Annotated in this window: 5 protein-coding genes; all 5 read left to right on the plus strand. The window is 39.4% G+C overall.

Translation table 11 applies throughout. The annotated features are described in order from the left end of the window. Positions 1–282 precede the first annotated feature (282 nt). The 5 genes from SSAL8618_RS04530 to SSAL8618_RS04550 all read left to right on the plus strand — a co-directional run bounded on the left by SSAL8618_RS04530 (position 283) and on the right by SSAL8618_RS04550 (position 17,366). Positions 283–1,545 (plus strand): carbohydrate-binding domain-containing protein, encoded by a 1,263-nt coding sequence (locus SSAL8618_RS04530; protein ID WP_038675807.1) that lies wholly within the window; start codon positions 283–285, stop codon positions 1,543–1,545. A gap of 33 nt (positions 1,546–1,578) precedes the next feature. Next, entirely contained in the window at positions 1,579–2,601 is a 1,023-nt protein-coding gene (locus SSAL8618_RS04535; RefSeq protein WP_038675810.1) for a glycosyltransferase, read from the plus strand. A gap of 273 nt (positions 2,602–2,874) precedes the next feature. Continuing rightward, a complete protein-coding gene (locus tag SSAL8618_RS04540) occupies positions 2,875–7,350 on the plus strand; it encodes a glycoside hydrolase family 70 protein (protein ID WP_038675811.1) in 4,476 nt (1,491 codons plus the stop codon). 427 nt (positions 7,351–7,777) lie between these two features. Further along, positions 7,778–12,331, plus strand: coding sequence for a glycoside hydrolase family 70 protein (locus tag SSAL8618_RS04545; protein WP_038675814.1), 4,554 nt, complete (start codon positions 7,778–7,780; stop codon positions 12,329–12,331). Positions 12,332–12,566: 235 nt separating this feature from the next. Continuing rightward, complete coding sequence (locus SSAL8618_RS04550; protein ID WP_038675816.1) at positions 12,567–17,366, plus strand: glycoside hydrolase family 70 protein; 4,800 nt, start codon at positions 12,567–12,569, stop codon at positions 17,364–17,366. Positions 17,367–17,423: the final 57 nt, after the last annotated feature.

A 17,423-nucleotide genomic window follows, 5' to 3' on the forward strand; every position in this document is an offset into this window, starting at 1 on the left:
CTTTTCCCACGAGTTGTAGGCGAGTTCACTTAGATAAGATACAAAGCCGTCACTTCAAGATTTGGCTTTTATTTTTTAGTAGAAAATTAAATTGAGAGCAAAAGTACTACTATATAAAGTATTCATTTGCTTGCCTACTAGTCTATGGGACTTTTCTGAAAGTTTTCCTAAGTCAAACTTTCACCAAACTTAACTTAAGATAAGTTTCAGTTATCCTTTAGAAATGTTTTAGGTAAGTCCCGTAAACTGTAATCATCCAAACGAACCCGAGAGGAAAAATATATGAAATCAAAAAAACTAAAAAAATGGACGACTTTATTAACCTGTGCGACAGCCCTAACAGTCATGACGGCTTGTAGCCAATCAAGCAGTCAGTCAACTGGGACGACGTCAAGCACGACTTCAAAAACAAGTGCTGTAACAGCAACGACCAGTAAGAAAACAAATAAGAACAACAGCAACTACTTTACTTCTAAAGATTCTGATACCTCTTATAATGAAAGTTCAGCTACTAAGATTAAGTTATCAGGCTCATCTGCGGATGTTTCAGGTGATGGTGCAGCCCTATCAGGTTCAACTGTAACCATCTCCAAAGCTGGTACCTACGTCATTTCAGGAAAATCCGACGGTTTGCAAATCAAGGTAGACGCTGGGGATTCAGATGATGTCCATATTGTTCTAGATGGTGTTACCATGACTAATACAAATGCAGCAATCAACGCCACAAAAGCTGGTCATGTCTATCTGACACTTAAAGATGGCACTGCAAACACACTTTCTGATTCAAGTTCTAATAGTGATGAAGATGCGGATGCTGTGATTTTTTCTAAAGGAGATTTGACCATTAACGGTTCAGGTACCCTAAATATTGATGCCAAGAAAAACAACGGTATTAAAGCCAATGACAGCCTTCATATGACTGGCGGTACCTATAAGATTTCCTCAGTTGGTGATGCCTTCAATGTCAACGATGAACTCAACATCACAGGAACAACTATGACCATTGAAGCGGAAGAAGATGGTGTTAAGGTTGACAATGATGACGACACCTCAGTAGGTACCATGTATCTGTCTGACAATACCATGACCATTAAGGCTGGTGACGACGGTATTCATGCGTCTGGGGACCTGATTATTGATAGTGGTACTTACAAGGTTGAAAAATCAACTGAAGGTATCGAAGGTAAATCTGTGACCATCAATGACGGAGACATCGATGTCTATGCGACGGATGATGGTGTTAATGCGGCCAATGCTAATGCCAGTCAAAGTGAGATTTTCTTCAAGATGACTGGTGGAACCCTAAATGTTGAGGTTGGCCAGGGCGATACAGACCCAATTGATTCTAACGGCGATATTTTTGTATCGGGTGGAACAATCAATTTGACTGGTCAGTCTGGCTTTGACTTTGATGGTTCAGCGACCTATACCGGTGGTGACATTACTATCAATGGTGAGAAACAAACTAAGATTGAAAACTCAATGCCTGGCGGCGGTGGTCTCCAAGGTGGTGGGCAACCAGGTGGCTTTGGAGGAGGTCACTAAAGAGTCATAGGATGAAACAGAAAGGAAGTGCCTATGTATATTATTATTCCAGCTTATGAACCAGACAAACGCCTGATTCAGGTGGTTCAAGATATTACCATAAAACTCCCTAAAGCCCGTATTATTGTTGTTAATGATGGGAGTGGCCCAGGCTATAACGACTATTACGACGAAACGGCTTTTATTGGAGCGACTGTCCTTACCCATCCTGTCAATAAGGGTAAAGGAGCAGCTCTCAAGACTGCTTTCGCTTATATTCAAGAAGAAGTGGTTAGCCAACATCAATCAGCTCAGCCTATAGTCACGGTCGACAGTGATGGTCAACATCTAATTAAGGATATTGTCCGTGTGGCCGAGGCAACCGAGAATAATCCAAGCCATCTTATCTTAGGTGCGCGTGCCTTTGTTGGTAAGGTACCAGCACGTAGCCGCTTTGGGAATAAGGTGACTGCTGGACTTTTCCGTCTAGTAACTGGTCAGAAAGTCACAGATACTCAGACGGGGCTTCGAGGCATGTCAACCGACCTGATTCCATGGCTTCTTAATCTGGATGGCAATCGTTTCGAGTACGAGTTTAATATGTTGCTTGAAGCCAAAAAGTCAGGCCATCAAATCTCTGAAGTCCCTATTGAGACCGTTTATCTGGAGGAAAATAAAAGTTCGCACTTTCGCCCTATTCGTGATTCCATCCGTATTTACAGCCCTTTTTTAAAGTTCTCTGGCACGGCCGTTTTGGCCTCAGTCATTGATGCAACAGCCTTATTCGTGCTCTTTGCCTTGACGAAAAATCTGCTCCTTTCGGTCGTGCTAGCTCGTGTGATTTCGGCTTCCAGCCAGTGTCTACTGAACGCTAATGTGGTCTTTAATCCGACAAGCTCCCTCTTTAGGTCGAGTGTTCGCTACTTTATGTTGGTCCTAGTCCTCCTGGCCTGTAATTATTTTTTACTTAGTAGTCTAGTTGCTATTGGTTTAGGCCTGGTTCTGGCAAAATTGGTTACAGAAACCTTGCTCTTTTTAGTCAGCTATAGGGTCCAACATAACGTCGTTTTTGCTTAATAGCTGACTTGAAAATCGCTAACTGATTGAATAGAGATAGCTTATTTACCTCCCGATTACTTCTAAAAATTTTCCTAAAAATAGAAAAAAACTACCGTTTTCGATATTCGGTAGTTTTTAATGATTGTCGAAATGTTTTTCAATTTACATTATGATTAAAAATTGAAATGACTTGATAAAGACTCGAAATGGCTGAAAAAAAATATGCTATAATGAAATTGTTTGAATTATGTAGATTTCATTCAAACTAGGAAAATGAAAAGAGGACCTAAAATGGGAAAAAAGGTACATTATAAGCTTCACAAAGTTAAGAAGCAGTGGGTGACGATTGCCGTCACTTCGGCAGCACTTGCCTCTATCGTAGGTGGTGCTACAGTTGCCAATCAAAAGGTTTCAGCTGATGAAACAACTCAACCAGTTGCCTCTACGACAGCTGAAAGCGATGTTGTCGTTGAAACGCATGAAGTAGCCGCTCCTGCAGCAACTGCTACGACAGATGCGACAGCAACAACAACTGACAAGGCTGCTGATACTGCAACGGTCGAAACTCCTGCGGCAGCAACCACTGCAGCAGATACAACTACTAATACTGCAACACCAGCAACAACTGATCGTGCAGCAGTAGCAAATGGTGCGACAACAGAAACACCAGTTGCAGCAGCGACAGATACAACGCTTACAGTAGCTGAAAAACCAAAATCTGGTGTTACTGAAAAAGAAGAAACAGCAGCACTCTCTTTGGACAACATCAAACAAGTTGATGGTAAATACTATTATGTCAAAGAAGATGGTTCATACAAAACAAATTTTGCTGTTTCAGTAAATGGCCAGTTACTTTACTTCGGTAAAGACGGTGCTTTGACAAGCACATCAACACACTCATTCACACCAGGTACAACTAATCTAGTTGATGCTTTCTCTTCACATAATCGTGCTTACGATTCTAAGAAAGAAAGCTTTGAGTTGGTAGATGGTTATTTGACACCTAATAGCTGGTATCGTCCAGTCACTATTTTGGAAAATGGTGAAAAATGGCGTGTATCAACGGAGAAAGACTTCCGTCCACTTTTGATGGCATGGTGGCCTGATGTAGATACACAAGTTGCCTACCTCAATACTTTCTCTAAACACTTTAACCTTAACGCAACTTATTCAACCAGCCAAAGTCAATCTGAATTGAATGCAGCTGCTAAGACAATTCAAATTAAGATTGAACAAGAAATTTCAGCTAAAAAATCAACTGAATGGCTTCGTCAAGCAATTGAGTCTTTTGTAAAAGAACAAGACCAGTGGAATACTACAACTGAAAACTATACCCTTGCTGACCACCTTCAGGGGGGAGCTCTTCTTTATGTCAATAATGACAAGACACCTTGGGCAAATTCTGATTACCGTTTGCTTAACCGTACACCAAGTAACCAAGATGGTTCTCTAAATGGTACAGGAAGATACTTGGGTGGTTATGAATTCCTACTTGCCAATGACGTTGATAACTCAAATCCAGTTGTGCAAGCTGAGCAGTTGAACCAAATTCACTATCTTGTGAACTGGGGATCAATTGTTATGGGTGATAAGGATGCTAACTTTGATGGTATCCGTGTTGATGCAGTTGACAATGTCGATGCAGACCTTCTCCAAGTTTATACAAACTACTTCCGTGCGGCCTTTGGTGTGGATAAATCTGAAGCCAATGCACTCGCTCACATTTCTATCCTTGAAGCTTGGGATTTAAATGATAATGCTTATAATCAAAAACATGATGGTGCAGCCCTTGCCATGGATAATAACCTTCGTTATGCAATTATGGGTGCACTTTATGGATCGGGCTCTTCATTGAAAGATTTAATTACTAGCAGTTTGACAGACCGTACAAATAATAGTAAGTATGGAGATACACAAGCTAACTACATCTTTGCGCGTGCTCATGATAACCTTGTTCAAGATATCATTCGTGATATCGTTCAAAAAGAGATCAATCCAAAATCAGATGGTTATACCATGACTGATGCTGAATTGAAACGTGCCTTTGAAATCTATAATGAAGATATGAAGAAGGCAGAAAAACGTTATACTATTAACAATATTCCAGCTGCCTATGCTTTGATTCTTCAAAATATGGAGCAGGTAACTCGTGTTTATTATGGAGATCTTTATACGGATAACGGCCAATATATGGCTACCAAGTCTCCTTACTACGATGCTATCACAACGCTCTTGAAGAACCGTATGAAATATGTTTCAGGTGGACAATCGATGAAAGTCGACACGTTCAATGGAAAAGAAATCTTGTCATCTGTTCGTTACGGTAAAGATATTATGACTGCTGACCAAACTACGGGTGTAGCAGAAACAAGTAAACATTCTGGTATGTTGACACTTATTGCCAATAATCAGGATTTCTCACTGGGTGATGGTACTTTGAAAGTTAACATGGGTAAACTTCATGCTAACCAAGCCTACCGTCCATTACTTCTTGGTACTGATAAGGGAATTGTCACTTACGAAAATGATGCAGCAGCAGCTGGAAAAATTAAATACACCGATGCTGAAGGAAACTTGTCTTTCAGTGGAGATGAAATCAAGGGGTATCGAACTGTTGATATGAGAGGTTATCTTGGTGTTTGGGTACCAGTAGGTGCACCTGATAACCAAGATATCCGTGTTAAAGGTTCAGATAAGAAACTTGACAAGACATTTTCTGCTACTGAAGCATTGGACTCACAAGTTATCTATGAAGGTTTCTCAAACTTCCAAGATTTTGTTGAAAAAGATAGCCAATATACTAATAAATTGATTGCAGAAAATGCAGAACTCTTCAAGTCATGGGGAATCACATCATTCGAGATGGCTCCTCAATTTGTATCGGCTGATGACCGTACCTTCCTTGATTCTGTTATCCAAAATGGTTATGCCTTTACTGACCGATATGACCTTGCCATGAGCAAGAATAACAAATACGGTTCTAAAGAAGATCTTCGTGATGCACTTAAAGCCCTTCACAAGCAAGGTATTCAAGCAATTGCTGACTGGGTACCAGATCAACTTTACCAATTACCAGGACAAGAAGTTGTAACAGCAACACGTGCTAATAGTTATGGTACTCCAAAGGCCAATGCTTATATCAATAACACTTTATATGTTGCAAATTCTAAATCATCAGGTAAGGACTTCCAAGCTCAATATGGTGGTGAGTTCCTTGATGAGCTCCAAAAGAAATATCCACAGTTGTTTGAAGATGTGATGATATCAACTGGTAAGAAGATTGATCCATCTGTTAAAATCAAGCAATGGTCTGCTAAGTACATGAATGGTACTAATATCCTTGGTCGTGGTAGTCGTTATGTTCTCAGCAACGATGCTACTGGTCGCTACTATCAAGTTACTGATAATGGTATCTTCTTGCCAAAACCTTTGACAGATCAAGGTGGTAAGACAGGTTTCTACTATGATGGTAAGGGTATGGCCTACTTTGATAATAGTGGTTTCCAAGCTAAGAATGCCTTCATTAAATATGCTGGAAATTACTATTACTTCGATAAAGAAGGTTATATGTTAACTGGTCGTCAAGATATCGATGGTAAGACTTATTTCTTCTTGCCAAACGGTATCCAGCTTCGTGATTCTATTTATCAACAGGATGGTAAATATTATTACTTTGGTAGCTTTGGTGAGCAGTACAAAGATGGTTACTTTGTATTCGATGTACCGAAAGAAGGTACTTCAGAAACAGAAGCTAAATTCCGTTATTTCTCACCAACTGGAGAAATGGCTGTTGGCTTGACTCATGCTGGTGGAGGATTGCAATACTTTGATGAAAATGGCTTCCAAGCTAAAGGTACTAAGTATGTTACTCCAGACGGAAAACTCTACTTCTTCGATAAAAATTCTGGTAATGCCTACACAAATCGTTGGGCTGAAATCGATGGTATCTGGTATGAATTCAATGATCAAGGCTATGCACAAGCTAAGAAGGGTGAATTCTACACAACAGATGGCTCAACATGGTTCTACCGTGATGCAGCTGGTAAAAATGTGACAGGTGCCCTTACTTTGGATGGTCACGAATACTACTTCCGTGCAAATGGTGCCCAAGTTAAAGGTGAATTTGTTACTGAAAATGGCAAGATTAGCTACTACACTGTAGATAATGGTTACAAGGTTAAAGACAAGTTCTTCGAAGTAAACGGCAAGTGGTACCATGCTGATAAGGATGGTAACCTCGCTACAGGTCGTCAAACAATTGACCACCTTAACTATTACTTCAATGCTGATGGAAGCCAAGTCAAATCTGATTTCTTCACTCTTGATGGTGGTAAGACATGGTACTATGCCAAAGATAATGGTGAAATCGTGACAGGTGCCTATAGCATTGGCGGTAAAAACTATTACTTCAAGGAAGATGGTAGCCAAGTTAAAGGTGACTTTGTTAAGAATGCTGACGGTTCACTTTCATACTATGATAAAGATTCAGGTGAACGTATCAATAACCGTTTCTTGACAACTGGTAACAATGTTTGGTACTACTTCAAAGATGGTAAGGCTGTAACAGGACGCCAAAATATCGATGGTAAAGAATATTACTTTGATCATTTGGGACGTCAAGTTAAAGGTAGCCCAATCAGTACACCAAAAGGAGTGGAATACTACGAATCAGTTCTTGGAGAACGTGTGACAAACACATGGATCACTTTCCAAGACGGTAAGACTGTCTTCTTCGATGAAAATGGTTATGCTGATTTTGATAAATAATCAATCAATCTAATCTTAATCTGAGAGATTAAGTGAAAAACGATATGATTTGACATGAATTTATAGGTGAAATTTCTTGAAAACGAGAATCGTTTAAAGAAATTTTGCCTTTTTTTTGCTCCTTAAAGAAAAAAATCTGACAAATATCAATTTTGAGTCAGAATCGTTGTAAAAGCCATTGTATCAAGGGTTTTAGTGGTTTTTATAGAAAATAGTTTTACTTATCAAATGATATGAAAATGAGAATTGAAAGCCTATGAAATAGGTGTGTTACAAAACCTTCCTAATATTACTATTAAGTTACATATATTTTATAAAAAAACAATTAATTCGAGAAATAGTTAGAAAATAATGATATAATGTAATTGTTTGAAATCGGATAGATTTCAGTCTGATTTTGACAAATAAAATCACGGGGAAAATTATAATGGAAAATAAGGTACACTATAAGCTTCATAAAGTTAAGAAGCAATGGGTCACAATTGCAGTTGCCTCTGCAGCACTTGCTACTGTCGTAGGAGGATTGTCTGCAACAACATCTTCAGTTTCAGCGGATGAAACTCAAGATAAGATAGTAACTCAACCAAATTTAGATACAACAGCCGATTTAGTTACTTCTACAGAAGCAACCAAAGAAGTCGATAAACGTACAAATACAAAAGAAGCAGATGTTTTAACGCCTGCTAAAGAAACAAATGCCGTCGAAACAGCAACTACAACGAACACACAAGCAACAGCTGAAGCAGCTACAACAGCAACAACTTCTGATGTAGCGGTGGCAGCTGTTCCAAATAAAGAAGCAGTTGTGACAACAGATGCACCAGCTGTTACAACTGAAAAAGCAGAAGAACAACCAGCAACAGTGAAGGCTGAAGTTGTAAACACAGAAGTTAAAGCGCCAGAAGCTGCTTTGAAAGATTCAGAAGTAGAAGCTGCGCTTTCCTTGAAAAACATCAAAAACATTGATGGTAAATATTACTATGTTAATGAAGATGGTTCACACAAAGAAAACTTTGCCATTACTGTAAATGGTCAATTGCTTTACTTCGGTAAAGATGGTGCCCTTACAAGCTCATCAACATACTCTTTCACACCAGGAACAACAAATATTGTTGATGGTTTCTCAATAAATAACCGTGCCTACGATTCATCTGAAGCTAGCTTTGAATTGATTGATGGTTATTTGACTGCAGATAGCTGGTACCGTCCAGCTTCTATCATCAAAGATGGTGTAACTTGGCAAGCATCAACTGCAGAAGATTTCCGTCCACTTTTGATGGCTTGGTGGCCAAATGTAGATACACAAGTTAACTACTTGAACTACATGTCTAAAGTATTTAACTTGGATGCTAAATACACTAGCACAGATAAGCAAGAAACTTTGAATGTTGCTGCTAAGGATATCCAAGTTAAGATTGAACAAAAGATTCAGGCTGAAAAATCAACACAATGGTTGCGTGAAACTATTTCTGCTTTTGTTAAGACACAACCACAATGGAACAAAGAAACTGAAAACTACTCTAAAGGTGGCGGCGAAGATCACCTTCAAGGTGGTGCCCTTCTCTATGTAAATGATTCACGTACACCATGGGCTAACTCTAACTATCGTCTTTTGAACCATACGGCTACTAATCAAAAGGGTACAATTGATAAGTCAGTTCTTGATGAGCAGTCAGATCCAAACCACATGGGCGGTTTCGACTTCTTGCTAGCTAATGACGTAGATTTGTCAAACCCAGTTGTTCAAGCGGAACAATTGAACCAAATCCACTACCTTATGAACTGGGGTTCAATCGTTATGGGTGACAAGGATGCTAACTTCGATGGTATCCGTGTCGACGCGGTAGATAATGTCGATGCAGACATGCTTCAACTCTACACAAACTACTTCCGTGAGTACTATGGTGTTAACAAATCTGAAGCAAACGCTCTTGCTCACATCTCAGTCCTTGAAGCATGGAGTCTTAATGACAACCACTACAATGACAAGACAGATGGCGCTGCGCTTGCTATGGAAAACAAACAACGTTTGGCTCTCCTCTTCTCATTGGCTAAACCAATCAAAGAACGTACACCGGCTGTAAGTCCTTTGTATAACAATACTTTCAACACGACACAACGTGATGAAAAGACTGATTGGATTAACAAAGATGGAAGCAAGGCCTATAACGAAGACGGAACAGTTAAACAGTCTACAATCGGTAAATACAACGAGAAATACGGAGATGCGTCAGGAAACTACGTCTTTATCCGTGCCCATGATAACAACGTTCAAGATATTATTGCTGAAATCATCAAGAAAGAAATCAATCCAAAATCAGATGGTTTCACAATCACTGATGCTGAAATGAAGAAAGCCTTTGAGATTTATAACAAAGACATGCTCAGCAGCGACAAAAAATATACCTTGAACAACATCCCAGCAGCATACGCTGTTATGTTGCAAAACATGGAAACAATCACTCGTGTCTACTATGGAGACCTTTATACAGATAATGGTAATTACATGGAAACTAAGTCTCCATATTACGATACCATTGTTAACTTGATGAAGAATCGTATCAAGTATGTATCTGGTGGACAAGCTCAACGTTCATACTGGTTGCCAACTGATGGTAAGATGGACAATTCAGATGTTGAACTCTACCGTACAAATGAAGTCTATGCTTCAGTACGTTATGGTAAAGACATCATGACAGCTGATGATACAGAAGGTTCTAAATACAGCCGTACATCTGGTCAGGTAACACTTGTAGCTAACAATCCAAAATTGACTTTGGATCAATCAGCTAAACTTAATGTTGAAATGGGTAAAATCCATGCCAACCAAAAATACCGTGCTTTGATTGTTGGTACAGCTGATGGTATCAAGAACTTTACATCTGATGCAGATGCAATCGCAGCAGGTTATGTGAAAGAAACAGACAGCAACGGTGTCTTGACTTTCGGTGCTAATGACATTAAGGGTTATGAAACATTTGATATGTCTGGTTTCGTAGCAGTTTGGGTTCCAGTTGGAGCTTCAGATGATCAAGATATCCGAGTAGCGCCTTCAACAGAAGCTAAAAAAGAAGGAGAGTTGACTCTTAAAGCGACTGAAGCTTATGATTCACAATTGATCTACGAAGGATTCTCTAACTTCCAAACTATCCCAGATGGTTCAGATCCTTCAGTTTATACTAACCGTAAGATTGCTGAAAATGTTGATTTGTTCAAGTCATGGGGCGTAACATCATTTGAAATGGCACCTCAATTTGTATCTGCTGATGATGGTACTTTCCTTGACTCAGTTATCCAAAATGGTTATGCCTTTGCGGACCGTTATGACCTTGCTATGAGTAAGAACAATAAATACGGTTCTAAAGAAGACCTTCGTGATGCTCTTAAGGCACTTCACAAAGCTGGTATCCAAGCAATCGCTGACTGGGTTCCAGACCAAATTTACCAATTGCCAGGTAAGGAAGTCGTAACAGCGACTCGTACTGATGGTGCTGGACGTAAGATTGCGGATGCTATCATTGATCACTCGCTTTATGTAGCTAATACTAAGTCATCAGGTAAAGATTACCAAGCTAAATACGGTGGTGAATTCTTGGCTGAGCTTAAAGCTAAATACCCTGAAATGTTCAAGGTTAACATGATCTCAACTGGTAAACCAATTGATGATTCTGTTAAATTGAAACAATGGAAGGCTGAATACTTCAACGGAACAAACGTTCTTGAACGTGGTGTTGGCTATGTACTTAGCGATGAAGCAACTGGTAAATACTTCACAGTCACTAAAGATGGTAACTTCATTCCTCTTCAATTGACAGGTAAAGAAAAGGTTGTTACTGGATTCTCAAGTGATGGTAAGGGAATCACTTACTTCGGTACAAGTGGTACTCAAGCTAAATCTGCCTTTGTAACCTTCAATGGTAACACCTATTACTTCGATGCTCGTGGTCACATGATTACAAACGGTGAATACTCACCAAATGGTAAAGACGTTTATCGTTTCTTGCCAAACGGTATCATGTTGAGTAATGCCTACTATGTTGATGCTAATGGTAATACCTACCTTTATAACTCTAAAGGTCAAATGTACAAGGGTGGTTACACTAAATTTGATGTTACTGAAACTAAAGACGGTAAAGAGTCTAAGGTTGTGAAATTCCGTTACTTCACTAATGAAGGTGTCATGGCCAAAGGTGTTACGGTTATTGATGGCTTCACACAATACTTTGGAGAAGACGGTTTCCAAGCTAAAGATAAGTTAGTAACCTTTAAAGGTAAAACTTATTACTTTGACGCACACACTGGTAATGCTATCAAGAATACTTGGAGAAATATCGATGGTAAGTGGTACCACTTTGATGCAAACGGTGTTGCTGCTACAGGTGCCCAAGTGATTAACGGCCAAAAACTTTACTTTAATGAAGATGGAAGTCAAGTTAAAGGCGGCGTTGTTAAGAATGCAGATGGTACTTATAGCAAGTACAAAGAAGGTTCTGGAGAGCTAGTGACTAACGAATTCTTCACAACTGATGGCAATGTTTGGTACTATGCAGGCGCTAATGGTAAGACTGTTACAGGTGCTCAAGTTATCAATGGACAACACCTCTACTTTAATGCAGACGGAAGCCAAGTTAAGGGTGGTGTTGTTAAGAATGCAGACGGTACTTATAGTAAGTATAATTCTGCAACAGGTGAGCGCTTGACTAATGAGTTCTTCACAACAGGAGACAACAATTGGTACTATATCGGTGCTAATGGTAAGTCAGTGACTGGTGAAGTTAAAATTGGTGACGATACTTATTACTTTGCTAAAGATGGTAAACAAGTAAAAGGGCAAACAGTAAGTGCTGGCAATGGTCGAATCAGCTATTACTATGGTGATAGTGGTAAGAGAGCTGTCAGCACATGGGTAGAAATCCAGCCAGGAGTTTACGTTTACTTTGATAAGAATGGTCTTGCTTACCCACCTAGAGTGCTAAACTAATAGACATGAAAAGGAGAACTTCGGTTCTCTTTTTTATATTTTCTGAGAAAAAGTTCTTTTTGAAAAATACCCTTTCAAGTCGCTTACATGACGGATTTTTAATTTAATGTTAAGATGGTAAAAAAGTCATTAAAATAAGTTGTATTAAGTTTTTTTGATAGTGAAAAATGATATAATAAGTAAGTCTTTAAGGTGTAGATTTTAAGACAAAAAATATATTGGGGAAAAATTGAATATGGAAAATAAAGTACGCTATAAACTGCATAAAGTGAAGAAGCAGTGGGTTACTTTGGCTGTCGCTTCAGCAGCTTTGGCTACCATTGTAGGTGGTAGTGTTGCCACATCTTCACTCGCCTCTGCAGAAGAAATAAATAATACTAATGGATCACCTTCAACAACTACAGTCGGGGAGAATACAAATCCTGTGGTTGAAAAAGAGGTAGGGACAACAACTGAAGTGGCAAATACTTCAAATGCCACAACAACAGACCGAGCAGCAGTTACTGCTGATAAACCAGCTGAAACGACAGTTCAACCAAATTCAGGAGCAACTAGTGATAGAGCTGCAACAGTAGATACTGAAGCTAAACCTGAAACGACTGCTAAGCCAGAAGTAGTAGCTAAACCAGAAACAGCTACAACAACTGATGTAGCAACTAATGCTGGAGTTGCTGCTCCAACGACTGAGAAGTCTAAGGAACTTTCTGAAGCTGAGATTAAGGCCGCAGTCTCACTCGATAATATTAAAAAAGAAAAAGATGGTAAATATTACTATCTTCTTGAAGATGGGTCACATAAGAAAAACTTTGCCATTACTGTAAATGGTCAGCTCCTTTATTTTGATGAGAATGGTGTCCTTTCAAGCACATCAACTTATTCATTCACACAAGAAACAACAAATCTTGTCACTGATTTTACTAAAAACAATGCTGCTTACGATTCAACAAAAGCAAGCTTTGAACTTGTTGATGGTTATTTGACAGCTGATAGTTGGTACCGTCCAAAAGAAATCCTTGAAGCAGGAACAACTTGGAAAGCGTCAACTGAAAAAGATTTTCGCCCACTTTTGATGTCTTGGTGGCCTGATAAGGATACTCAAGTAGCTTACTTGAACTACATGACTAAGGCTCTTAGCAATGGTGAAGAAACAAAAGATGTCTTTACGATTGAAAATTCTCAAGCTAGCTTGAATGCCGCTGCTCAAATCATTCAACGTAAGATTGAGGTTAAGATTGCTGCTAATAAGTCAACAGACTGGTTGCGTCAGTCAATCGAGGCCTTTGTTAAAGACCAAGATAAATGGAACATTAACTCTGAATCTCCAGGTAAAGAACACTTCCAAAAAGGGGCTCTCCTCTTTGTTAATAGTGATTTAACGAAGTGGGCTAACTCAGACTACCGTAAACTTGACCAAACGGCAACAAGTCGTTTGGCAAACGATAAGATCAAGAGTGGTAGTGATGCTGGTTATGAGTTCTTGCTTTCAAGCGATATCGATAACTCAAACCCAATTGTGCAAGCTGAAATGCTTAACCAATTGTATTACTTCATGAACTGGGGACAAATCGTCTTTGGTGACAAGGACAAAGATGCTCACTTTGATGGTATCCGTGTTGATGCCGTGGACAATGTCAGCATCGATATGCTTCAATTGGTGTCTTCATACATGAAGGCAGCCTACAAGGTTAATGAGTCTGAAGCACGTGCCCTTGCTAATATCTCAATTCTTGAAGCTTGGTCACAAAATGACCCATATTATGTGAATGAGCACAACACAGCTGCCCTTTCTATGGACAATGGTCTTCGTTTGTCTATTGTTCATGGATTGACTCGTCCAGTAACTAATAAGGGTACTGGTGCACGTAATGCTTCAATGAAAGACCTTATTAACGGTGGTTATTTCGGTCTCTCAAACCGTGCAGAAGTCACATCATATGATCAACTTGGTTTTGCAACCTACCTCTTTGTTCGTGCACACGACTCAGAAGTTCAAACAGTTATCGCAGACATTATCAGCAAAAAAATTGATCCTACAACAGATGGCTTCACTTTCACATTAGATCAATTGAAACAAGCTTTCGATATTTATAATGCTGATATGTTGAAAGTTGATAAGGAATATACGCATTCGAATATTCCTGCAGCCTATGCTTTGATGCTTCAAACAATGGGTGCGGCAACACGTGTTTATTATGGAGATTTGTATACTGATAATGGTCAATACATGGCTAAGAAATCACCATACTTTGATCAAATCACAACTCTTCTTAAAGCACGTCCTAAGTATGTAGCTGGTGGACAAACATCTTATATCCACAACCTTGCTGGAGATGGGGTGTCATCTGCTAAAGACAATAATGAAGTTCTTGTCTCTGTCCGTTATGGTCAAGATTTGATGTCTAAGACAGATACAGAAGGTGGAAAATACGGTCGCAATTCAGGTATGTTGACCCTTATTGCTAATAACCCAGATTTGAAATTAGCAGATGGTGAAACGATTACTGTCAACATGGGTGCAGCCCACAAGAACCAAGCCTACCGTCCACTCTTGCTTGGTACGGATAAAGGTATCGTGTCATCATTGAATGATTCAGATACTAAGGTTGTTAAATATACAGATGCACAAGGAAATCTTGTCTTCACAGCTGATGAAATCAAAGGCTTTAAGACTGTTGATATGAGTGGTTACCTTTCAGTTTGGGTACCAGTAGGTGCGACTGAAGATCAAAACGTTCTTGCTAAACCATCAACAAAAGCCTTCAAAGAAGGGGATAAGGTTTATAGCTCTTCTGCAGCCCTTGAAGCACAAGTGATTTACGAAGGTTTCTCAAACTTCCAAGACTTTGTTAAAGAAGATAGCCAATACACTAATAAATTGATTGCAGCTAATGCAGACCTCTTCAAGTCATGGGGCATTACTTCATTTGAAATTGCACCTCAATATGTCTCATCTAAGGATGGAACTTTCCTTGATTCTATTATTGAAAATGGTTATGCCTTCACAGACCGTTATGACTTTGCCATGAGCAAAAATAATAAATACGGTTCAAAAGAAGACCTTCGTGATGCCCTCAAGGCTCTTCACAAACAAGGTATTCAAGTCATTGCTGACTGGGTTCCAGACCAGTTGTATACTCTCCCAGGTAAAGAAGTAGTGACAGCTACTCGTACAGATACACATGGTAAGGTGCTTGATGATACTAGCTTGGTTAATAAACTCTATGTGACAAATACTAAGTCATCAGGAAATGATTTCCAAGCACAGTATGGTGGTGCCTTCCTCGACAAACTTCAAAAACTTTATCCAGAAATCTTCAAAGAAGTTATGGAAGCGTCAGGTAAGACAATTGATCCATCTGTCAAGATTAAACAATGGGAAGCTAAGTACTTTAACGGTACAAATATCCAAAAACGTGGTTCAGACTACGTTCTCAGCGATGGTAAATTGTACTTTACCGTTAACGATAAAGGTACCTTCCTTCCAGCAGCCTTGACTGGTGATACAAAAGCTAAAACTGGATTTGCTTATGATGGTACAGGGGTAACTTATTACACAACATCTGGTACTCAAGCTAAGAGTCAATTTGTGACATATAATGGCAAACAGTACTACTTTAACGATAAGGGTTACCTTGTAACTGGTGAACAAGCTATCAACGGTTCAAACTATTTCTTCTTGCCAAATGGGGTTATGTTTACTGATGGTGTTATTAAAAATGCCAAAGGTCAATCAATGGTTTATGGTAAGTCCGGTAAATTGACGACTCAAACTGGTTGGAAAGAAGTTACTGTTAAAGATGATAGTGGTAAGGAAGAGAAATTCTACCAATACTTCTTCAAGGGTGGCATCATGGCTACTGGTTTGACTGAAGTAGAAGGTAAGGAAAAATACTTCTATGACAATGGTTACCAAGCTAAAGGCATCTTCATTCCTACAAAAGACGGCCATTTGATGTTCTTCTGTGGTGATTCAGGTGAACGTAAGTACTTAGGCTTCTTTGAACAAGATGGTAACTGGTACTACGCTAATGATAAGGGCTATGTTGCCACTGGATTTACTAAGGTAGGTAAACAAAACCTTTACTTCAATGAAAAAGGTGTTCAAGTTAAGAACCGCTTCTTCCAAGTTGGTGATGCTACATACTATGCAAATAACGAAGGTGATGTTCTTCGTGGTGCGCAAACCATCAATGGTGACGAGCTCTACTTTGATGAGTCAGGTAAACAAGTTAAAGGTGAGTTCGTGAACAATCCTGATGGAACCACTTCATACTACGATGCCATTACAGGTGTGAAACTTGTGGATACATCACTAGTAGTTAATGGTCAAACCTTTAATATCGATGCTAAGGGTGTTGTGACTAAGGCACATACACCAGGCTTCTATACTACTGGGGACAACAACTGGTTCTATGCAGATTCACATGGACGTAATGTCACAGGTGCTCAGGTCATCAATGGTCAACATCTCTACTTTGATGCAAATGGTCGTCAAGTTAAGGGTGGATTCGTAACGAACACTGACGGTAGTCGTTCATTCTACCATTGGAATACTGGTGATAAATTGGTATCAACCTTCTTTACTACCGGTCATGATAGATGGTATTATGCTGATGATAAGGGTAATGTCGTTACAGGAGCCCAAGTTATCAACGGTCAAAAACTCTTCTTTGCTACTGATGGTAAACAGGTTAAAGGTGACTTTGCAACAAATGCGAATGGCAGTCGTTCATACTACCATGGAGCTACTGGTAATAAGTTAGTATCAACCTTCTTCACTACTGGAGACAACAACTGGTATTATGCTGATGCCAAGGGTGAACTTGTTGTTGGCGAACAGACGATCAACGGCCAAAACCTTTACTTTGACCAAACTGGTAAGCAAGTGAAGGGGGCAACTGCTACGAATCCTGATGGCTCAATCTCTTACTATGATGTTCATACAGGGGAAAAGGTTATTAATCGTTGGGTTAAAATTCCTTCAGGGCAATGGGTATACTTCAACGCTCAAGGAAAAGGATACGTGTCAAATTAAGATTAATGAATGAAAGAAGTCAATCACTTTTGTGGTTGCTTTTTTCGTTAAAAAAAT

This window comes from Streptococcus salivarius (assembly GCF_000785515.1).
In the GTDB taxonomy this organism is placed as follows: Bacteria; Bacillota; Bacilli; order Lactobacillales; family Streptococcaceae; genus Streptococcus; species Streptococcus salivarius.